This is a genomic window from Streptomyces sp. NPDC126499, assembly GCF_040302485.1.
GTDB lineage: Bacteria > Actinomycetota > Actinomycetes > Streptomycetales > Streptomycetaceae > Streptomyces.
Window position 1 is genome coordinate 230969 of sequence record NZ_JBEOUO010000001.1, and the last position, 20642, is coordinate 251610.

Genomic DNA, 20642 nt, shown 5'->3' on the forward strand with positions numbered 1-20642 from the left:
AGGGACGTACCGACCGAGGGAGCCGCGAGACCATGACGACCATCCCGCCGGCGCCGGAAGCCGGCGCGCACCGGCCGCGCCCGGCCACGGAAGAGCCGGCTCCGGGCACGGACCAGCCGACTCCGGGCGCGCCCCGGCCGACTCCCGGCACGGACGAGCCGGCGCCGGGCGCCGTCGCCGCCGAACGCCGTCGGCTGATCAGCCTCGCCTACCGGATGCTCGGCTCGCTGGCCGAGGCCGAGGACGTCGTCCAGGAGACGTACGCCCGCTGGTACGCGATGTCCCCGCGCGAGCGGGAGGCGGTGGTGTCCCCCGGCGCCTGGCTGACGAAGGTCGCCGGGCGGATCTGCCTCGACGTGCTGCGCTCGGCGCGGGCACGGCGGGAACGTTACGTGGGGGAATGGGTGCCCGAGCCGCTGCCCGGGGGCGCCGAGTGGTCCTCCGGCGCGGTGGACGGCAGCACGGCCGATCCGGCGGACCGGGTCACGCTCGACGAGTCGGTGAGCATGGCCTTCCTCGTCGTGCTGGAGTCGATGACGCCGGCCGAGCGCGTCGCGTTCGTCCTGCACGACGTCTTCCGCTACCCCTTCGCGGAGGTGGCCGACATCGTCGGCCGTACCCCGGCGGCCTGCCGTCAGCTGGCGTCCTCGGCCCGCCGCCGTATCGACGCCTCCCGGGCACCCGCCTCGCCGACGGCCCAGCGGGCCCGGGTGGTGCGGGAGTTCCGGCAGGCGTGGGAGGCCCGGGACATCGGCGCCCTCCTCGGCCTCCTCGACCCGGACGCCACCGCCGTCGGCGACGGCGGCGGGCTCGTCACGGCCACGCTCCACCCGATCGAGGGCGCCGAGCGCATCGCCCGCTTCTTCGCCGAACGGGTCCATCCGGGCCACCTGACGGTCCGCGAGTGCACGGTCAACGGCCAGCCCGGCCTGGTGGCCCACCTGGACGGAGTCGTGGTGTCGGTGTACGCCTTCGACATCGCGGACGGCCGGATCCGCAGGATCTGGGCCGTGCTCAACCCCGAGAAGCTCCGGCCGTGGACGACACCGTGCCCCTGACCCCGTCGCCCGCCAGCCGCCGGTCCACGGCCCGCTGGCCCTTCGCCAGCCAGCGGACCGGCCAGTGGAGCAGGACCGCGAGGCACAGGAGCCAGCCGACCGCGTGCACGGCCCAGACACCGGCCAGGGTGGGGCCGCCCCATGCCTGGTGGTAGTCGGTGCCGGCGTACCAGAGCGGATAGGCGACGTTGCGGGCGGAGTTGAACAGGGCGTAGCCGGTCAGGACGAACGCCGCCGCGTCGAGGGGCAGTCCGAGCACCGTACGGCCGAGGGTCCGCCCGCCGGTCCACGCGCCGCCGCCCGAGAGCCGGGCCCGCAGCCGCGCGGCCGACGCGGGCCGGCCGACGAGGACCAGTCCGGCGGCGGCGAGACCGGCCGGCAGCGCCAGGAAGGCGCGGCCGGCGGTCCGGACGTCGGCGCGGGCGGTACGGGAGATGCGCGCGGTACGGGAGATGCGCGCGGTACGGGGGATGCGCGCGGCGGGCGTGACGGGGGCGGTACGGGCGGGGCGGTGGAGCGGGGACATGGCGGGACCTCACCTCTTCCGGGTTGGTGTCCCGTACCGTCCCGCCCCCACGGCCCCACCGTCGTCGGACCAGGGAGCCAACCCCGACGTCATACCGGGGTACCACCGGGGCGAGCGGTCGAAAGAGAGGGTGCGGGTCCCGTCCGACCTGGGCAGCCCCCGGGTGGGGGCGGACACCGAGGCGGGCGGAGCGCGGCGGGCGTCAGTACGACTTGGGCAGCCCCAGCGTCTGGGTGGACACGTAGTTGAGGATCATCTCCCGGCTGACCGGGGCGATCCGCGCCACGCGGGCCGCCGTGATCAGGCGGGCGAGGCCGAACTCGCGGGTGAGACCGTTGCCGCCGAGGGTGTGGACGGCGGTGTCGACGGCCTTCACGCACGCCTCGGCCGCCGCGTACTTCGCCATGTTGGCGGCCTCGCCCGCGCCGGCGTCGTCACCCGCGTCGTACAGTGCGGCGGCCTTCCGCATCATCAGGCGGGCCAGTTCGAGCTCGATGTGGGCCTGGGCGAGCGGGTGGGCGATGGCCTGGTGGGCGCCGATGGGGGCCTTCCAGACCTGGCGTTCCTTGGCGTACGTGACCGCCTGCGCCAGCGCGTAGCGGCCCATGCCGATCGCGAAGGCGGCCGTCATGATGCGCTCCGGGTTGAGGCCCGCGAAGAGCTGGAGCAGGCCGCCGTCCTCGTCGCCGACGAGGGCGTCTGCGGGCAGGTGGACGTCGTCGAGGGTCAGCTCGAACTGCTTCTCGTGCGCGTCGAGTTCCATCTCGATGGGCCGGCGGCCGAAGCCGGGCGTGTCGCGCGGGACGACGAAGAGGCACGGCTTGAGGGTGCCGGTGCGGGCGTCGGAGGTGCGGCCGACGATCAGGGTCGCGTCGGCGATGTCGACGCCGGAGACGAAGACCTTGCGGCCGTTGAGCACCCAGCCGTCCTCGGTGCGGGTGGCGGTGGTGGTGATGCGGTGGGAGTTGGAGCCGGCGTCGGGCTCGGTGATGCCGAAGGCCATCGTGCGGGTGCCGTCGGCGAGTCCGGGCAGCCAGGCGGCCTTCTGCGCGTCGGTGCCGAAGCGGGCGATGACCGTGCCGCAGATCGCGGGCGAGACGACCATCATCAGCAGCGGCGCGCCGGCCGCGCCGGCCTCCTCCAGGACGATGGACAGCTCGGCCATGCCGCCGCCCCCGCCGCCGTACTCCTCGGGCAGGTTCACGCCGAGGTAGCCGAGCTTGCCGGCCTCGGCCCACAGCGCGGCCCGGTCGAAGCCCGGCCCGTGGCGGTGGCCGAGGGCGGAGACGGCGGCGCGGAGGGCGGTGTGCTCCGGGGATTCCACGATGGTGCTCATGCGGGGGCTTCCTCCTGGGCTTCGGTCGGTACGTCGGCCCGTTCCTCGGGCTGTACGACGGCGAGCAGGGCGCCGACCTCGACCTGGCGGCCGGGGGCGGCGTGGAGCGCGGTGAGCGTGCCGGAGACGGGCGCGGCGACCCGGTGTTCCATCTTCATGGCCTCCAGCCAGAGCAGGGGCTGCCCGGCCTCGACCCGGTCGCCGACGGCGAGTCCTTCGGCGACGCGGACGACGGTGCCGGGCATGGGGGCGAGCAGGGAGCCGGGGGCGGTCTGCTCGCGGGGGTCGGTGAAGCGGGGGCGGGCGGTGAGCCGGTGCGGGCCGGCGTGGACGGTGCCGTCGGGGTACGCGGTGACGTCGAAGTCCCGCGCCACTCCGCCCACTTCGAGGCGTACGCGGTCGGGGGCGGCCGCCAGGACGCGGATGCCCTGCGGGGACGTCACCTCGTAGCCGCCGCCGCGCAGGGGCCGGTAGCGGACCTCGTGCGTGCCGTAGGTCCGGGTCTCGTCCTGGGAGCGGACGTTGCGCCAGCCGCCGCCGAAGCGGCCCCGGCGGGCGGCGGCCCCGGCGAGCGCGGCGGCGACGGCGGCGTGCGCCTCGCCGTCCCGGGGGCGGGTCAGCTCCTCCAGGTGGCGCCCGTAGAAGCCGGTGCCGAGCCGGGCGGGGTCCTGGAAGCCGGGGTGCCGCAGGGAGGCGACGAGCAGGTCCCGGTTGGTGACCGGCCCGTGGACGCGGGCGCGGTCCAGGACCTGAGCCAGTTTGCGTACGGCGGCGGCGCGGGTGGGCGCGGTGACGACGACCTTGGCGAGCATGGCGTCGTAGTGCACGGGGACGGTGTCGCCGGAGGCGTAGCCGGTGTCGCCCCGGACGCCGGGCCCGGCCGGGAACTCCAGGGCGTGCAGCCTGCCGGTCTGCGGGGCCCAGCCGGCGGCCGGGTCCTCGGCGTAGAGCCGGGCCTCGACGGCGTGGCCGCGCGGTGCCGGGGGCTCCGGGTCGAGGGCCGCGCCTTCGGCGATCCGGATCTGGAGGGCGACCAGGTCCACCCCGTGGACCTCCTCGGTCACCGGGTGCTCGACCTGGAGGCGGGTGTTCATCTCCAGGAAGTGGGCCCGGCCGTCGGCGACGAGGAACTCGACGGTGCCCGCGCCGACGTAGCCGACCGCCTTCGCGGCCGTCGCCGAGCGCTCGTACAGCTCGTCGACGAGCGCGGCGGGCAGGCCGGGCGCCGGGGCCTCCTCGACGACCTTCTGGTGGCGGCGCTGGAGCGAGCAGTCGCGGGTGCCGAGGGTCCACACGGTGCCGTGGGTGTCGGCGAGGACCTGCACCTCGACGTGGCGGCCGTTCTCCACGTACGGCTCGACGAACACCTCGCCGTCGCCGAAGGCGCTCGCCGCCTCGGCCGACGCCGCCGCCAGCTCTCCCGGCAGGTCGGCGAGGTCGCGTACGACGCGCATGCCACGGCCGCCTCCGCCGGCCGCCGCCTTCACCAGGACCGGCAGGTCGGCCTCGGTGACGTCGGTGAGGGGCCGGACGCCCATGAGTTCCTTGGCCCGGGTCTTGGACGCCATCGCCTCGATCGCCTCCGGCGGCGGCCCGATCCACACCAGGCCCGCGTCGATCACCGCCTGCGCGAATTCTTTGTTCTCGGAGAGGAATCCATAGCCGGGGTGGACGGCGTCGGCGCCGGCCGCGAGGGCGGCCGCCACCACCAGGTCGCCGCGCAGATACGTGTCGGCGGGCGCCGCCCCCGGCAGCCGTACGGCCGCGTCGGCCTCCCGCACGTGCAGGGCGCCGGCGTCCGGGTCCGCGTACACCGCCACCGTGGCGATGCCGAGGTCACGGCAGGTGCGGAAGACCCGGCAGGCGATCTCGCCCCGGTTGGCGACCAGGACGGTGGAGATCGGTCGTTCGGTCATCAGTGCCTCACATCCTGAAGACGCCGAAGCCGCCGCGCGCGCCCTCGACCGGTGCCGTGTGGATCGCGGACAGGCACAGTCCGAGGACGGTGCGCGTGTCGCGCGGGTCGATGACCCCGTCGTCGTACAACCGCCCGGAGAGGAACATGGGCAGCGACTCGGCCTCGATCTGTGCCTCCACCAGGGCGCGGAGACCGGCGTCGGCCTCCTCGTCGTAGGGCTGCCCCTTGGCCGCCGCCGAGGCACGGGCCACGATCGACAGCACGCCGGCGAGCTGCTGCGGGCCCATGACGGCGGACTTGGCGCTCGGCCAGGCGAAGAGGAAGCGCGGGTCGTAGGCCCGGCCGCACATGCCGTAGTGCCCGGCGCCGTAGCTCGCCCCCATGAGGACGGAGAGATGGGGGACCCGCGAGTTCGACACCGCGTTGATCATCATCGCGCCGTGCTTGATGATGCCGCCCTGCTCGTACTCCCTGCCGACCATGTAGCCGGTGGTGTTGTGCAGGAAGACCAGCGGGATGTCCCGCTGGTTGGCGAGCTGGATGAACTGGGCGGCCTTCTGCGACTCGGCCGAGAAGAGCACACCCTGGGCGTTGGCGAGGATCCCCACCGGATAGCCGTGCAGGCGCGCCCACCCGGTGGTCAGCGAGGGCCCGTACAGCGGCTTGAACTCGTCGAAGTCGGAGCCGTCGACGATCCGCGCGATGACCTCGCGCGGGTCGAACGGGGTCTTCAGGTCGCCGGGGACGATGCCGAGGAGTTCCTCCTCGTCGTACTTCGGCGGTGCGACCGCGCCCGGCTCCGGGGGGTGGGCCTTGCGGTGGTTGAGGCGGGCGACGATCCGCCGGGCCTGGCGCAGGGCGTCGGCCTCGTCGACGGCGTAGTGGTCGGCGAGGCCGCTGGTCCGCGCGTGCATCTCCGCGCCGCCGAGCGACTCGTCGTCGCTCTCCTCGCCCGTCGCCATCTTCACCAGCGGCGGCCCGCCCAGGAAGACCTTCGACCGCTCCTTGATCATCACGGTGTGGTCGGACATGCCGGGGACGTAGGCGCCGCCGGCCGTCGAGTTGCCGAAGACGACCGCGATCGTCGGGATGCCGGCGGCGGACAGCCGGGTCAGGTCGCGGAAGAGCGCCCCGCCCGGGATGAAGATTTCTTTCTGAGAGGAAAGATCCGCCCCGCCGGACTCGACGAGCGAGACGACCGGCAGCCGGTTGGCGTACGCGATCTCGTTGGCCCGCAGCGCCTTCTTCAGGGTCCAGGGGTTGGAGGCCCCGCCGCGCACGGTGGGGTCGTTGGCGGTGATCAGGCACTCGACGCCCTCGATCACCCCGATGCCGGTGACCAGCGAGGCGCCGACCGGGTAGTCGCTGCCCCAGGCGGCCAGCGGGGACAGCTCCAGGAACGGCGAGTCGGGGTCGACGAGCAGCTCGATCCGCTCCCGGGCGAGCAGCTTGCCGCGCTTCCTGTGCCGCTCGGTGTACTTCTCCCCGCCGCCCGCGAGCGCCTTGGCGTGCTCGGCGTCGAGGGCGGCCAGCTTCTCCAGCATCGCGGCGCGGGCGGCGGCGTAGTCGGGTCCGCCGGTGTCCAGGGCGGAGGCGAGGACGGTCACAGCAGTACCTCCGGTACGTCGAGGTGGCGGGAGCGCAGCCACTCCCCCAGGGCCTTGGCCTGCGGGTCGAAGCGGGCCTGGGAGGCGACGCCCTCGCCGAGCAGTCCGGTGACGGCGAAGTTCAGCGCCCTGAGGTTCGGCAGCACATGCCGCTCCACCGGGAGTTCCTTCGTCTCGGGAAGCAATTCCCGGAACCGGTCGGCGGTGAGGGTGTGGACGAGCCAGCGCCACTCCTCCTCCGTGCGGACCCAGACGCCGACGTTGGCGTCACCGCCCTTGTCGCCGCTGCGGGCCCCGGCGATCCGGCCGAGCGGCACCCGCCGCACCGGTCCCGGCGGGAGCGGCGGCGGAAGGTCCGGCTCGGGTACGGGTTCCAGGGCTCGGGTCCCCGGCGGTACGGGAACGGACACGCGGGTCCCGTCCGGGAGCACGGCCGTGTGCGGGACCTCGCCGACGGGCACGTACGCGCTCTCGAAGACCCCGTAGGGGGCGCCCTTCCCGGGCGGGGCGGTGACGTGGAAGCCCGGGTAGCTCGCGAGGGCGAGCTCGATCGCGGCCCCGGTCAGGGCGCGGCCGACCTTCTCGGGGTCGGGGTCGCGCACGACGAGCCGCAGCAGGGCGCTCGCCGTCTCCTCGCTGGCGGCGTCCTCGCGGTCGGTGCGCACCAGCTCCCAGCGGACCTCGCGCGGGGGCGGCTCGGCGAGGGCGTCGGCGATCTGGTCCCGCACCAGGGCCGCCTTGGCCTCGATGTCGAGGCCGGTGAGCACGAAGACGACCTCGTTGCGGAAGCCGCCGAGCCGGCAGAGCCCCGCCTTGAGCGTCGGCGGCGGCGCCTCGCCCCGTACGCCGTCGATCCGGACCCGGTCCGGGCCGTCCTGGGTGAGCCGGACGGTGTCGAGCCGTGCGGTCACGTCGGGCCCGGCGTAGCGGGCGCCGGCGGTCTCGTAGAGGAGCTGCGCGGTGACGGTGCCGGTGTCGACGAGGCCGCCCGTGCCCGGGTGCTTGGTGATCACGGCGCTGCCGTCGGCGTGCAGTTCGGCGAGCGGGAAGCCGGGGCGGCGGAGGACGGCCGGGTCGTGGCCGGTGAAGAAGGCGTAGTTGCCGCCGGTGGCCTGGGTGCCGCACTCCAGGACGTGCCCGGCGACGACCGCGCAGGCCAGCTCGTCGTACGCCTCGGGGCCCCAGCCGAAGAACCACTGCGCGGGCCCGGTGACGAGCGCGGCGTCGGTGACCCGGCCGGTGACGACGACGTCGGCGCCGGCGGCGAGGCAGGCGGCGATGCCGCCGCCGCCCAGATAGGCGTTGGCCGCGAGGACGTCCGGTCCCGGCGGCAGCCGGTCGCCCTCCACGTGGGCGATCCGCGCCGGGATGCCGAGCCGGCCGGCGAGGGCGCGCAGGGCGTCGGCGAGACCGGCCGGGTTGAGCCCGCCGGCGTTGGCGACGATCCGCACCCCGCGCTCGTGGGCGAGAGCGAGGCCCTCCTCCATCTGCCGCAGGAAGGTCTTCGCGTATCCGGCGGACGGGTCCTTCATCAGGTCGCGGCCGAGGATCAGCATGGTCAGTTCGGCGAGGTAGTCGCCGGTGAGGACGTCGAGCTCGCCGCCGGTGAGCATCTCGCGGACCGCGTCGAAGCGGTCGCCGTAGAAACCGGAGGCGTTGCCGATCCGCAGGATCACGACCCGGCCCCCTTCGGGGCGCGGCCCCCTCCCGCCGGACCGGCGAAGGCCTGGGCGATGTCCAGCCACGCGTCGGCGTCGGCGCCGTGCGCGACGAGGGCGGTGTCGGCGCGGTGCACGCGCTGGGTGACCAGGAGACAGAAGTCGAGGGCCGGGCCGGTGATCGTCTGCGGGGCGTCGTCCGGCCCGAACGACCACACGGAGTCGCCGGACACCCCGCCGGGCGCGGTGAGTTCGAGGCGGAAGGGAGCGGCGGGCGGGGTGAGTCCGCGCACCAGGTAGGCGTAGTCGCGGGCCCGCAGCCCGATCCAGGCCACGTGCCGCAGCCGGGCCGTGGGCGCCCGCACGACCCCGAGGGCGTCGGCCACGTCCTGTCCGTGCGCCCAGGTCTCCATGAGCCGGGCGGTCGCGAGCGCCCCGGCGCTCATCGCGGGCCCGTACCAGGGGAACCTCGTCCCCGGCGGCGCCTCCCGGAGCACCCGGTGCAGCCGCTCCCGCCCGTCCCGCCAGCGCGCGAGCAGCACCCCGGGCGGCAGCGCCGCGCCCTCCTCGGCCCCCTCGTCCACGAAGCGGTCGGGCGCGGCGAGGGCCTTGTCGACCTCGGCGGCGAAGGCCCCGGGATCGGTCGCGGCGAGCAGGGCCGCCGCGTCGGTCCAGGCGAGATGGGCGATCTGATGGGCGACCGTCCACCCCGGCGCGGGCGTCACCGCCGCCCACTGTTCGTCGGACGCCTCCCGCACGAGGGCGTCGACCTCCTCGCTCTCGGCACGCAGGTCGGCAAGAACGCCGGCGGGGTCGGACACGGAGCGCTCCCCTCGGGGACGGGCGGGTCACGGACGTGCGTGAGGAGCATGGCAGCCCGACCAGAAACAATCAAGCATGCTTGCTTTAAAGATCCCGACCGGGAGGGGAGGGTGGCGAGCCGGGATCAGGCGGCTGCGCGGCGGGGCCTCGGGACCAGTTCTCCGCCGCAGTTGGGGCAGACGCCCGCCATCGCCTCGGCGCACGGCACGCAGAAGGTGCACTCGTACGTACAGATACGGGCGGGGGCGTCGACGGGCAGGGTGGTCGTCTCGCAGCGTTCGCAGCGTTCGCGCATCTCAAGGGCCATGCGCCCATCCTGCGCGAGGGCCCGCGGCCGGGAAACCGGCCGCGGGCCAAAGATCACTGCAATCGGGCCAGGGAGCCCAGCGGGCCACCGACGCGGCCGGGCCGCAAGGGCCTCTGGGCCACCGCGTCAGCGCCATCGGGTCACCGGGGCGGCCGGGGTCGCAAGGGCCGTCCGGGCGTAGACGGCGGGGAAGCGGCGGCGGCGCGGGGCGGCCGGGCCGCGAGGGCCCGTCCCTCACTGGGATCGGGACATCTGCGTCCGCACCGCGCCCATGCTCGCCGCGATGACCAGCGCGATCGCGAGGGCGTCCGTCACTCCGAGCGCCTGGTGGAGGACGAGGAAGCCGGCGGTGGCGGCGATGGCCGGTTCCAGGCTCATGAGGATGGCGAAGGTGGGCGCGGGCAGGCGGCGCAGCGCGAGGAGTTCGAGGGTGTAGGGCAGCACCGAGGACATCAGGGCGACGGCGAGGCCGAGGCCGATCGTCGACGGGACGAGCAGCCGGTCACCGGCCTCCAGGATGCCGAACGGCAGGCTCAGGACCGCGCCGAAGGCCATCGCCAGCGCCAGGCCGTCAGCCTGCGGGAAGCGGCGGCCGGTGCGGGCGCTGAAGACGATGTACGTGGCCCACATGGCGCCCGCCGCGAGGGCGAAGCCCGCGCCGACCGGGTCGAGCCGGTCGAAGCCGCCGCCGTGGAGCCCGCCGCCGAGGAGGACGACGCCGCCGAGGGCGAGTCCCGCCCAGAGGAGGTTCACCAGGCGGCGCGAGGCGAGCACGGACAGGGCGAGCGGGCCCAACACCTCCAGGGTGACGGCGGCCCCGAGCGGGATCCGGTCGACCGAGAGGTAGAAGAGGATGTTCATGCCGGACATGGCGGCGCCGAAGGCGAGCACGGTGCCCCAGTCCGCACGGCCGTAGCCCCTGATCCTGGGCCGGCAGACGGCCAGCAGGACGACGGCGGCGAGCACGAGCCGCAGGGTGACGACACCGAGGGCGCCGGCCCGGGGCATGAGCAGCACCGCGAGGGCGGAGCCGAACTGGACGGACAGGCCGCCGGCCACGACGAGGGCGACCGGCCCGAGCCGACCGCCCCGGCGGTCCGCGACGGCGGCTGTCGCCGCCGGGGCCGTCGCGGGGTCGGCGGCCGGGGCCGTGCCGGCTATGTCCTTGACCGGGCTGTCCACCGGCGTGCTCCTTGCCTAGCTGCTGACGATCATGAGTTCACTGCACTGGACCAACAAGTCCAGAGTAATGTACTCCCCCGACGGCTCCCACCCCGCCCGCTTTCACGCTACGAGCCACCGCGCGGCGCGTGAAATGCCGATTGCGCTGCGGTTATGCTCGGCACGCATGAGCCGTACGAGCATCGAGCTCCGCCACCTCCGCTGCTTCCTCGCCATCGCCGAGGAGGGCAACCTGACCCGCGCCGCCGCCCGCCTCCACCTCACCCAGCCCGCCGTCTCGCGCACCCTCGCCGCCCTGGAGAAACAGCTCGGCGCCCGGCTCGTCGACCGCTCCACCCACCACCTCGCGCTCACGCCCGAGGGCCGCGCGTTCCACGAGCGGGCCGCCGCCGCGGTCGCCGCCTTCGACACGGCCGTCGACCCCGACCGGCTCCGGCACCGCCCCCTCCGCCTCGGCCACGCCTGGTCGGCCTTCGGCCCGTACACCACCCCCCTCCTGCGCCGCTGGCAGCGCGACCACCCCGAAACGCCCCTGGAACTGCTCCGCGTCGACGACCGCACGGCCGGACTGCTCCGCGGCGAGGTCGACGCGGCCCTGCTGCGGGGCCCGGTGGAGATTCCCGGCCTCGCCACCGAGGAGCTGCTGACCGAGGACCGGGTGGCCGCCCTGCCGGCCGACAGCCCGCTCGCCGCGCGGCCCGCGCTGACCCTGGCGGACCTGGGCGCCGAGACCGCGATCCTCAACCCGGTCTCCGGCACCACCACCCTCGACCTGTGGCCGCCCCACGCCCGCCCCCGCGCCACCCTGACCGTCGCCAACACCGACGACTGGCTGACCGCGATCGCCGCGGGCCGCGGCATCGGCGTCTCGGCCGCCTCCACGGCCGCTCTCCACGCGCACCCCGGCGTCACCTACCGACCCCTCACCGACGCCCCGCCCCTCCCCGTCCTCCTTGCCTGGCGGGACTCCGCGCGGCACCCGGCGACGGGGGCGCTGGTGGACCTGGCCCGGCGGATCGCCCACGAAGCGCGGTGAGCCGCGGTGCACCGCGGCCGTGATGAACGGCGGCCGTGATGAACCGCGGCCGTGATGAATTCGGTGAACCGTCGTCACGAAGCCGTGAAGCCACGGCGGGACGCTGGTGCTCACCAGAGCGCGTCCGCGCTTCGTCATCGGGGGGAGCACCACCATGAGCACCACACGCAGAACCGTCCACGGCGCCGCCCTCGCCCTCGCCGCCCTGTCCACGCTGGCCCTGACCGCCTGCGGGCCCTCCGAGGACCCAGCCGCCGGCGGTGCCACCACCCCGCCGGTGAAGCCGGCCACCCCCACCACATCGCCGGCGAAGCCCGCGCCCACGACGCCCACCACGCCGCCCGCACCCACCACGCCGCCCACCAAGCCGTCGGCCGACCCCGACGCCGGGGTCTTCCCGTGCAGCACCTTCGACGTGACGTTCAGCGCGACCCTGGCCGAACCCACCACCAGCAGCTATCTACTGAAGATCACCAACAGGACCGGCAAGCCCTGCCGGGTGCTCGGCCACCCCGTCGTCACCTTCGGCGAGCTCGACGGCGCGGCGACGGAACGCGGCAAGGCCCCCGATATCGAGCACGCCATCCGGCTCGCACCGGGCGCGTCGGCCTACGCCGGGCTCATGGGCGGCCCGCTCACCGCGGACAGCAAGACCGTCTCGTACATCCGCATGACCATGAGCACCGAGTCCGATCTGGAGCAGATGCCGCTCAAGGCCGCCACCCCCGGCCTCCACATCACCCCCGACAAGGAGTCGGTCACCCCGTGGGTCGACAACGCCGAGGACGCGCTCAGCCTGTAGTGGCTCCCCCGGGGTGAAGGCGTTCCACCACCGCCAGGAGAACGTCCGCGTCCCCTCACGCGTCCAGCGCCTCCGCCAGCACCTCCGCCAGGTGGCGCGGGTGGTGGTGGGGGGCGAGGTGGGTGATCTGGGTGCGGCAGGAGAAGCCGTCGGCCAGGACGATGGCGTCGGGGGGCGCGGAGCGCAGGGCGGGCAGCAGCTGGTCCTCGGCACAGGCGACGGAGACCTCGTAGTGGCCGGGTTCGAAGCCGAAGTTGCCGGCGAGGCCGCAGCAGCCGCCCGCCGGTTCGCCGTCGAGGCCCGCCTGCCGGCGGAGGCGGCGGTCGGCGGTGTCGCCCAGGGCGGCGTGCTGGTGGCAGTGGGTCTGGCCGGTGACCGGGCGGTCGAGGCGGGGCGGGGACCAGTCCGGGGCGAGTTCGGCCAGGGCCTCGGCGAAGGTGCGGACGGAGGCGGCGAGGCGGGCGGCGCGCGGGTCGTCGGGGAGCAGTTCGGGCAGGTCGGTGCGCAGGGTCGCCGCGCAGGAGGGCTCCAGGACCACGACGGGTCGGCCACCCCGCCCCGCGCCTCCGGGCGCCCCCGGAGCCGCAGCCCCGTCCGCACCCGGATCCACACCTGGACCCGTACCCCCGTCCGCGCCCGGGGCCGCACGCGAGCCCGCACCCGCTCCCGGGCCCGCACCCCCGTCCGCACGCGAGCCCGCACCCGAACCCGCACCCCCGTCCGCGCCCGAGCCCGCGCCCGGAGCCAGGGCCGGGACCTCGCCGCCCTCGCCCACCACCTGGTCCATCACGTCGAGCGTGCGGCGCATCACCCGGCGGGCCGTGTCGAGCCGGCCCGTCGAGACATAGGTGAGCCCGCAGCAGACCCGGCCGGGCGGCAGGGCCACCCCGAGCCCCGCGGCGTCCAGGACGCGTACCGCCGCCCGGCCCACCTGGGGCGCCAGGTGGTCGGTGAAGGTGTCGGGCCACAGGGTGAGGACCGGCGGCCGGTCCGAGGCACGCTCGCCGAACCAGGACACGAAGGACCGCTCCGCGACCCTGGGCAGCGCCCGCTCCGGCGTGACGCCCGCGAGCCGGGCCGCGTACGGCAGGCGCATCGCCGTGTTCAGGCCCCGGCCGAACAGGTCGAGCCAGCGCGGCAGCCCGCCCATGGTCCAGTGCGAGCGGGGCCGCTTCAGCGCCCGGAGGGGACCCGCGTAGTAACCGTCCAGGAACCGCGCCTTGTACGCGGCCATGTCGACGCCCACCGGGCAGTCGCTGCGGCAGCCCTTGCAGGACAGGCACAGGTCGAGTGCCTCCCGGACCTCCTCGGCGCGCAGCCCGCCGGTGACGGTCTCGCCGAGGGCCATCTCGTGGAGCAGCCTGGCCCGGCCCCGGGTCGAGTGCTTCTCCTCCCCTGTCGCCCGGTACGAGGGGCACATCACCCCGGGCCCCGAACTCGGGCCCTCCACCCGGCATTTGGCGACGCCCACGCAGCGGGCGGCGGCCCGGCCGAGTTCGGCCACCGCCCGGTCCGCCGCGCCCCGCCGACCGTCCTCACGCCCGTCCTCCTGGCCGACGACCGGCAGGCCCGTGAACCGCAGCCCGGTGTCCAGCGGCTCCGGCCGCACCAGCACGCCGGGGTTGAGGCCGCCGTCCGGGTCCCACAGGTCCTTGACCGCGCCGAACAGGGCGACGAGCTCGTCCCCGTACATCCGGGGCAGCAGCTCGGCCCGCGCCTTGCCGTCGCCGTGTTCGCCGGACAGCGAGCCGCCGTGGGCGACGACGAGGTCGGCGACCGCCTCGGAGAAGCGGCGGAAGTCCCGTACCCCGTTCCGAGTCCACAGGTCGAAGTCGATCCGCACATGGACGCAGCCGTCACCGAAGTGGCCGTACGGGGTGCCCCTCAGGCCGAATTCCTTCAGCAGGGAGCGGAATTCACGCAAGTAGGCGCCGAGCCGGGCCGGCGGCACCGCGCAGTCCTCCCAGCCCGGCCAGGCCTCCCCGCGATCCGGCGTCAGGGTCGCCGTCCCGGCCGCGTCCTCCCGGATCCGCCACAGCGCCCGCTGCGCCGCCGGGTCCCGCACCACGGCGCTGTCGACCGCGTCCGCCGCCCGCACCAGGGCCGCGGCCGCGTCCTCCCCGTCCATCTCGCAGAAGAGCCAGGCCGCGCCCCGGGGCAGCCCCTCGGCGCCCCGCACCAGGTCGGCCGCCATGCCCTCCACGGTGAGCGGCCCGTACGGCAGGAGTCCGGCCGCCGCGTCCGCCGCCCTGCTCTCGTCGGCGTATCCGAGGACCACCAGAATTCGTTCCGCCGGGAGCGGAACCAAACGCACCTCGGCCTCCGTGACCACCCCGAGCGTGCCCTCGCTGCCGCACAGCGACCGGGCCACGTCCCTGCCGCGCTCGGGCAGCAGCGCGTCCAGGGCGTAGCCGGAGATCCGGCGCGGCAGCCCGTCCGGATAACCGGTCCGCAGCAGCGCGAGCCGGTCGCCCACGAGGTCCAGGAGTCCGGGCGGAGCTCCCCGCCCGCCCGGCCCCGCCGTCAACCGCTCGCCCCGGTACGTCACCACATCCAGCGAGCGCACGTTGTCCGCCGTGGTCCCCCAGGCCACCGAGTGCGCCCCGCACGCGTTGTTGCCGATCATCCCGCCGAGCGTGCAGCGGCTGTGCGTGGACGGATCGGGCCCGAAGGTCAGCCCGTACGGCCGGGCCGCCGCCCGCAGCCGGTCCAGGACGAGCCCCGGCTGGACGACCGCCGTCCGCGCCTCCGGATCGAGCAGAACCAGCTCGTCCATGTGCCGTGTGAAGTCCAGCACGACCCCCGTGCCGGTGGCCTGGCCGCCGATCGACGTGCCCCCGCCCCGCGCCACGACCGGTGTGCCGTGCGCCCGGCACACCTCCAGGGCCGCGGCCACGTCGTCGGCGTCGCGCGGCGCGACCGTACCGAGCGGCACACGGCGGTAGTTGGAGGCGTCCATCGACGTCAGGGCCCGTGCCGTGACGGAGAAGTCGACGTCTCCCGCGACGGCGGAACGCAGGTCGGCGGCGAGCTCCGGGGCGTGTTCCTCGTGTCTTCCCACAACCCCAGGATGTCTCAGTGCTCGTCTCATCGGGCGGACATCCCGCGACCGGCCCCTTCCCGAACCGATACTCTCCGCCTCGTGGCCGATATCCAGATTCCCGCTGACATCAAGCCCGCCGACGGCCGTTTCGGCGCGGGCCCCTCCAAGGTGCGCACGGAGGCGCTGGACGCCCTGGCCGCCACGGGCACCTCCCTCCTCGGCACGTCCCACCGCCAGGCTCCGGTCAAGAACCTGGTCGGCGAGGTGCGTACCGGCATCCGTGACCTCTTCTCGCTGCCCGAGGGCTACGAGGTGATCCTGGGCAACGGCGGATCGACCGCCTTCTGGGACATCGCGACCCACGGTCTGATCGAGAACAAGTCGCAGCACCTCACCTTCGGCGAGTTCTCGTCCAAGTTCGCGAAGGCCGCGAAGCTGGCCCCGTGGCTGGCCGAGCCGACCGTGATCTCCGCCGACCCGGGCACGCACCCGGAGCCGGTGGCCGAGGCGGGCGTCGACGTCTACGCGTACACGCACAACGAGACCTCCACCGGTGTCGCCGCCCCGCTGAAGCGGGTCGCGGGCGCCGACGAGGGCGCGCTCGTCCTGGTCGACGCGACCTCGGGCGCCGGCGGTCTGCCGGTCGACATCGCCGAGACGGACGTCTACTACTTCGCCCCGCAGAAGTCCTTCGCCGCCGACGGCGGTCTGTGGCTGGCCGCGTTCTCGCCGGCCGCCCTGGAGCGGGCGCAGCGGATCCACGCGTCCGGCCGTCACATCCCGGAGTTCTTCAGCCTGCCGACGGCGATCGACAACTCGCTGAAGAACCAGACGTACAACACCCCGGCCCTCGCGACCCTCTTCCTGCTGAACGAGCAGCTGAAGTGGATCAACGGCCAGGGCGGTCTGGACTGGGCCGTGGCCCGGACCAAGGAGTCCTCGCAGGCGCTGTACGGCTGGGCCGAGGAGTCCAAGTACGCGACCCCGTTCGTCACCGACCCGGCGAAGCGCTCGCAGGTCATCGGCACGATCGACTTCGCGGACGAGATCGACGCGGCCGCGGTCGCCAAGGTCCTGCGCGCCAACGGGATCGTGGACACCGAGCCGTACCGCAAGCTGGGCCGCAACCAGCTGCGGATCGCGATGTTCCCGGCGATCGACCCGGCGGACGTGCGGGCGCTGACGGCCTGCATCGACTACGTGATCGAGAAGCTCTGACCTTCTCGCGCCTTCTCGCGCCTTGTCGCGGTACGGCGAAGGGCCCGGCGTCGGACACACCGATGCTGGGCCCTTCGCCGTGCCGGGCCGGGTACGGGGCCGTCTCCGGGCCGGGCACAGGGCCCGGGCACGGGGCCCGGGCCGGACTGTGTACGGGGCCGGGCCCGGGGCGGTCTCCGACTCTGTACGGGGCCGGGGCCCGGGGGTCAGCCGGCCTGCGCCTTCACGTGGTCGATGACCGCCCGGAACTCGGCCGTCGGCGAGAACTCGACGACATCGGAGTCCTCCAGGGCCTCCGGGGCATGGCCGGGCCCCCAGTAGTAGGCCTGCCCCGCCTCGTAGACCTCCTCGCCCGTGGCCGTACGCATCCTGATCCGGCCCTTGAAGAGGTAGCCCCAGTGGGGGCACGGGCACAGGTCGCCCTCCAGGCCCTTGAGGGCCGGTGCCATGTCGGTGCCCTTCGGAAGGTGGATGAAGGCGACGGTCATGTCACCGCCGGCCTCCTGCATACGGAAGTCCAGGCCGTCGCCCTCGATGGCGACGGGGGTGTCCTCGCGCGTGAATGACGTCATGACTCCTCCGCCCTCTCGGTCTCCCTTCCAGTCTCGACCCGGTGGTGCGCCGGGTCGACGCGGGCGCCGGGGCGAGGGGAAACCGCAGGTCGGTCGCGGGGCGGCACCGGTCAGTCGCGGCGCAGCAGGCGCTTCCCGCCGAGGACGGCGGCGGTGGCCAGGGCGAGGACGAGGAAGCCGACGGTGGTGTTCCCCTCGCCGCCCGGCGCACCCGTGCCGCCCGCGCCGGAACCGGAACCGGAACCGGGGGCCTGCGGGTCGCCGCCGGGGGTGGTGCCGCCGGGGGCGGGGGTGGCGCCGGGGCGGTCGACGCGGATCACCCGGCTTTGATTCCCCTCCGAGCCGAACATAAAGGCCGAGCCGTCCCGCGTGTACGTGACCGACTCGGCCTGCCCCTGGAAGGGCGCTCCGACGGACGTGCCCTCGCCGACCGGCCGGCCGTCCTTCCACGCGTACTCCTCGGCGAGGAGGTAACCGCGCAGGACGAGCCGGTCGCCGGCCGGCGAGAAGGCGCCGTCGGTGACCCACGGGACCTCGGCGATCCGCCGGAAGACGTTGGTGCGGGAGGCGGACAGGCGCGCCGGGCCCTCGTAGAGGCCGCCGCCGTCCTTGTGCTTGCTGGCGATGTAGACCCGGCCGGTCTTCGGATGGACCATCAGCGCCTCGGCGTCGCGGGCCCCGTCGGCGTACCGCACGTCGTACTGGGTGGCCCGCACGGTCTGATCCCGGAGCTCCTTCGGCTCGGGGAAGCGGTAGATCCAGACGTGGTCCCAGGTGCCGTTGAGGTTGTCGCCGATGTCGCCGACGTATATGTCGCCGTCGGGGCCGACGGAGATCGCCTCCATGTCGCGGGGGGTCCCGACGCCCTTCAGGGTGAGGGTGGCGACGGTCTTCCCGGTGCGCGAGTCGACGCCGTAGATCAGCGGCGCGTCCTGGTCGTTGTGCGTCCAGTAGATCCCCGGGTGCGCCCGGCTGGCGGCGAGGCCGCTGGACTCGGTGATGCGGGGGTCCTGCAGGGTGAAGTCCCGGTCGGCTTCGCCGCCGTCCGCCGCGGCCGCGGTCGCGGGGGCGGTGGCGGCGAGGACGGCGAGGGCCGTGGCCCCGAACACGCGCAACACAGCAGTTCGCATGCCCTCCAGCCTGCCACGGCCCCGCCACCGCCCCGCCGGGCCCGCGTTGCCGCCGGCCAGTTTCCCTGGTGGCGGGTCCTCGTCATGGCCGGTTTCCCTGGTGGCCGGGATCACGTCGCCCGCCCGGACCGCCCCGGTCCCGCGTCGGTGATGATGTCCCTCATGCGTTTTCTGTTCGTCGGCGACAGCATGACCATCGGACGCGCCGGCGACTTCACCTGGCGCTACCGGATGTGGCGGCACCTGGAGGCCGTGCTGCCCGGGGCGTACGAGATCGTCGGCCCGCGCACCGCGTTGTACGAGGCGGCGACCGACGCGGCGACCTCGGACGCGTACGCCGACCCGGACTTCCCGGCCGCGGCCCGCCGTCATCTGGCCGGCTGGGGCGAGGGCTGGCTGCACATGGCGCCGGTGGTCGGCGAGACGGTGCGGGAGACCCGCGCGGACGTGCTGCTGATCTCGCTGGGCCTGATCGACCTGGGCTTCTACACCAACAGCGACCAAACGGCCGAGAACGTCCGCGCCTTCCTCTCCGCCGCCCGCACCGCGAACCCGCGCGTCCGCGCCGTCCTGCTGCCCGTCATCCCGAACGTCCGGGCCACCTACGACGCCCCCTTCGCCGCCGAGTGCGCCCGCTTCAACGAGCTGCTCGCGAAGACGGTCGCGGACCTGGACACCGCTTCCTCGCCCCTCCTCCTGGCGACGGTCCCGGAGTCGTACGACATCCACCACGACACCTACGACGGCACCCACCCCGGCCCGACGGGCGAACACAAGCTGGCGGCGGCCTTCGCGACCGCCCTGCACCAGGCGTGGGGCGTCGGCGGCCCGTACGGAGCCCCGGTCGACCAGCCGCGCGCCGGCTAGTCGGTGACGGCGTCGACCTCGATCTCGACGAGCCAGTCGGGGTCGATGAACCGCGAGACCTCCACGAAGGTGGTCACCGGCCGCACGGCGCCGAACCGTTCGCCGTGTGCCCTGGCCGCCTCCTTCCAGGTCGTGATGTCGGTGAGCATGATCCGGGTCCGTACGACGTCGTCGAGGGAGGACCCGGCGGCCTTGAGGGCGGTCTCGGCGATGTCGATGCACCGCACGGTCTGCGCGTAGACGTCGCCGACGCCGGCGGTCCCGCCGTCCTCGGCGATGGGCGCGGTGCCGGCGACGGCGATGTGGGAGCCCTTGCGGACGGCGCGGGAGAAGCCGATCTCCGGTTCGAGCGGCGATCCTGAACTGACGTGCTGCCTCGTGTTGTTCATGGTGTCATGATGCGCGAGTGAGACGGTTGGCGAAGGTGGAGACGGTGTACGTGCCGATGCCGAGGACCACTTCGAGGGCGTTCTGCCGGGTGTAGCCGTGGGCCAGGAAGGCGTCGAGCTCGGCGTCGCTCACCGCGCCCGAGGCGGCGAGGACCTGGAGGGTGAAACGGCGTACGGCGTCGAGGCGTTCGCGCGCCGGGGCCGGGCCGAGGGCGGCCAGCTTGGCCTCGTGCATGTCGACGCACAGGTGGCACTGGTTGCGGGCGGCAACCGTGAGGATCACGGTCTCGCGGGAGTGCGGGTCCAGGGTGGTGGACTCGAAGAGCTCACTGAGCTTGAGGAAGCCGTCGAGGGTGTGCGGGGACTCTTTGAGGAGCGCGACGGCGTGGGCGGTACGGGTGGACAGGTCGGCGGTCTGGTCGGCGGTTCGGTCGGTGGACAGGTCGAGTGAGGTGGACAGGTCGAGTGACACGTGGGCCCCTCCGATAGGATCGACAACATGGTTGACCATGTCGGCGGAGAAAACGTAAACCAGGTTGTCGATAACGGCAAGAGGGTTCCTCCCGAGGCCCCCGGTGAGGCACCGGACCGGGCGCCCGACCGCCCCGGCTTCGAGCTGCCCCTGCTGCTCTTCGCCGGCTTCCGCACCCTGATCGACCGCCTCCACGCCGAGCTCGCCCGCCAGGGCCACCCCGACCTGCGCCCCGCGCACGGCTTCGCCCTCCAGGCCGTCGCGGCGAGCCCGTACGGCTCCACGGCCAGCGACATCGGCCGCCGGCTCGGGGTCTCCAAGCAGGCGGCCGGCAAGACCGTCGACCGGCTCCTCGCCCTCGGCTACGCCGAACGCGCCGACGACCCCGCCGACGCCCGCCGCAAGCTCGTCCGCCTCACCCCGTACGGCGCCGACGCCCTCGCCCGCTCCGCCGCCGTCTTCGACGAGCTCCGCGCCGAGTGGTCCGCCCGCCTCGGCGCGGACCGCGTCCGCGACCTGGAGGCCGCCCTGCGCACCGTCGTCCCCGCCGAGGCCGCCTTCCGCCTGGACGCGCCCAGCTGGCTCGGCGGGGCGTGACACGCCGTTCCAGGTGGCGAGTTGTCGCCAACGGCGTGTCGGCACGGGCGTGCGTACCGTTGACTGCGGCGACTACATGCGGACGCGCGGCAGCGGGGAGGA

19 protein-coding genes are annotated in these 20642 nt (G+C 74.4%); 6 read left to right on the plus strand and 13 right to left on the minus strand.

The window, feature by feature from the left end; genetic code table 11:
- Positions 1-32: 32 nt before the first annotated feature.
- Positions 33-1058 (plus strand): RNA polymerase sigma factor SigJ, encoded by a 1026-nt coding sequence (gene sigJ / locus ABTZ91_RS01160; protein WP_352074989.1) that lies wholly within the window; start codon positions 33-35, stop codon positions 1056-1058.
- On the opposite strand, the gene ABTZ91_RS01165 is transcribed toward sigJ, so the two are convergent.
- The 8 genes from ABTZ91_RS01165 to ABTZ91_RS01200 form a co-directional block, all read right to left on the minus strand.
- A complete protein-coding gene (locus ABTZ91_RS01165) occupies positions 1015-1584 on the minus strand; it encodes a hypothetical protein (RefSeq protein ID WP_352074990.1) in 570 nt (189 codons plus the stop codon). The two genes, sigJ and ABTZ91_RS01165, sit on opposite strands and share 44 nt — an antisense overlap.
- 202 nt (positions 1585-1786) lie before the next feature.
- Positions 1787-2920, minus strand: coding sequence for an acyl-CoA dehydrogenase (locus ABTZ91_RS01170; protein ID WP_352074991.1), 1134 nt, complete (start codon positions 2918-2920; stop codon positions 1787-1789).
- The gene (locus tag ABTZ91_RS01175; protein WP_352074992.1) at positions 2917-4836 is read right to left on the minus strand and encodes a biotin carboxylase N-terminal domain-containing protein; all 1920 of its coding nucleotides are present in this window, start codon (positions 4834-4836) and stop codon (positions 2917-2919) included. Before ABTZ91_RS01175 ends, ABTZ91_RS01170 begins: the two co-directional genes overlap by 4 nt.
- 7 nt (positions 4837-4843) lie before the next feature.
- Positions 4844-6445 (minus strand): carboxyl transferase domain-containing protein, encoded by a 1602-nt coding sequence (locus ABTZ91_RS01180; protein WP_352074993.1) that lies wholly within the window; start codon positions 6443-6445, stop codon positions 4844-4846.
- The gene (locus tag ABTZ91_RS01185; RefSeq protein ID WP_352074994.1) at positions 6442-8121 is read right to left on the minus strand and encodes an acyclic terpene utilization AtuA family protein; all 1680 of its coding nucleotides are present in this window, start codon (positions 8119-8121) and stop codon (positions 6442-6444) included. Before ABTZ91_RS01185 ends, ABTZ91_RS01180 begins: the two co-directional genes overlap by 4 nt.
- Complete coding sequence (locus ABTZ91_RS01190; protein WP_352074995.1) at positions 8118-8924, minus strand: TIGR03084 family metal-binding protein; 807 nt, start codon at positions 8922-8924, stop codon at positions 8118-8120. The genes ABTZ91_RS01185 and ABTZ91_RS01190 overlap by 4 nt, the downstream gene beginning before the upstream one ends.
- Before the next feature lie 125 nt (positions 8925-9049).
- Positions 9050-9232, minus strand: coding sequence for a DUF1272 domain-containing protein (locus ABTZ91_RS01195; protein WP_352074996.1), 183 nt, complete (start codon positions 9230-9232; stop codon positions 9050-9052).
- A 234-nt stretch (positions 9233-9466) separates the two neighbouring features.
- Positions 9467-10414, minus strand: coding sequence for an EamA family transporter (locus ABTZ91_RS01200; RefSeq protein ID WP_352074997.1), 948 nt, complete (start codon positions 10412-10414; stop codon positions 9467-9469).
- 133 nt (positions 10415-10547) lie between these two features.
- Between ABTZ91_RS01200 and ABTZ91_RS01205 the strand changes: the two genes are divergently transcribed.
- Positions 10548-11450: a LysR substrate-binding domain-containing protein gene (locus ABTZ91_RS01205; protein ID WP_352075276.1), complete on the plus strand. Its 903-nt coding sequence runs from the start codon at positions 10548-10550 to the stop codon at positions 11448-11450.
- A 154-nt stretch (positions 11451-11604) separates the two neighbouring features.
- Positions 11605-12252 carry a DUF4232 domain-containing protein gene (locus ABTZ91_RS01210; protein ID WP_352074998.1) on the plus strand — a complete coding sequence of 216 codons (648 nt, stop codon included), beginning with the start codon at positions 11605-11607 and terminating at the stop codon, positions 12250-12252.
- Positions 12253-12307: 55 nt separating this feature from the next.
- On the opposite strand, the gene ABTZ91_RS01215 is transcribed toward ABTZ91_RS01210, so the two are convergent.
- Positions 12308-15343 carry an FAD-binding and (Fe-S)-binding domain-containing protein gene (locus ABTZ91_RS01215; RefSeq protein ID WP_352074999.1) on the minus strand — a complete coding sequence of 1012 codons (3036 nt, stop codon included), beginning with the start codon at positions 15341-15343 and terminating at the stop codon, positions 12308-12310.
- Between the two features lie 51 nt (positions 15344-15394).
- Here ABTZ91_RS01215 and serC point away from each other — a divergent pair, with 51 nt between their 5' ends.
- Positions 15395-16513, plus strand: coding sequence for a phosphoserine transaminase (serC, locus tag ABTZ91_RS01220; protein ID WP_352075000.1), 1119 nt, complete (start codon positions 15395-15397; stop codon positions 16511-16513).
- Positions 16514-16719: 206 nt separating this feature from the next.
- Here serC and ABTZ91_RS01225 read toward each other — a convergent pair whose 3' ends face one another.
- Both ABTZ91_RS01225 and ABTZ91_RS01230 read right to left on the minus strand, forming a co-directional pair.
- Positions 16720-17085: a hypothetical protein gene (locus ABTZ91_RS01225; RefSeq protein WP_352075001.1), complete on the minus strand. Its 366-nt coding sequence runs from the start codon at positions 17083-17085 to the stop codon at positions 16720-16722.
- Between the two features lie 110 nt (positions 17086-17195).
- Positions 17196-18215: a WD40 repeat domain-containing protein gene (locus tag ABTZ91_RS01230; protein WP_352075002.1), complete on the minus strand. Its 1020-nt coding sequence runs from the start codon at positions 18213-18215 to the stop codon at positions 17196-17198.
- A 162-nt stretch (positions 18216-18377) separates the two neighbouring features.
- Here ABTZ91_RS01230 and ABTZ91_RS01235 point away from each other — a divergent pair, with 162 nt between their 5' ends.
- Positions 18378-19082, plus strand: coding sequence for a GDSL-type esterase/lipase family protein (locus tag ABTZ91_RS01235; protein ID WP_352075003.1), 705 nt, complete (start codon positions 18378-18380; stop codon positions 19080-19082).
- Here ABTZ91_RS01235 and ABTZ91_RS01240 read toward each other — a convergent pair.
- Together ABTZ91_RS01240 and ABTZ91_RS01245 are read right to left on the minus strand one after the other, a co-directional pair.
- Positions 19079-19471 (minus strand): RidA family protein, encoded by a 393-nt coding sequence (locus ABTZ91_RS01240; RefSeq protein ID WP_352075004.1) that lies wholly within the window; start codon positions 19469-19471, stop codon positions 19079-19081. The two genes, ABTZ91_RS01235 and ABTZ91_RS01240, sit on opposite strands and share 4 nt — an antisense overlap.
- Positions 19472-19475: 4 nt before the next feature.
- Positions 19476-19943, minus strand: a complete 468-nt coding sequence (locus ABTZ91_RS01245) for a carboxymuconolactone decarboxylase family protein (protein WP_407077875.1) — start codon at positions 19941-19943, stop codon at positions 19476-19478.
- Positions 19944-19970: 27 nt separating this feature from the next.
- Between ABTZ91_RS01245 and ABTZ91_RS01250 the strand changes: the two genes are divergently transcribed.
- Positions 19971-20540 carry a MarR family winged helix-turn-helix transcriptional regulator gene (locus ABTZ91_RS01250; protein WP_352075005.1) on the plus strand — a complete coding sequence of 190 codons (570 nt, stop codon included), beginning with the start codon at positions 19971-19973 and terminating at the stop codon, positions 20538-20540.
- Positions 20541-20642 lie beyond the last annotated feature (102 nt).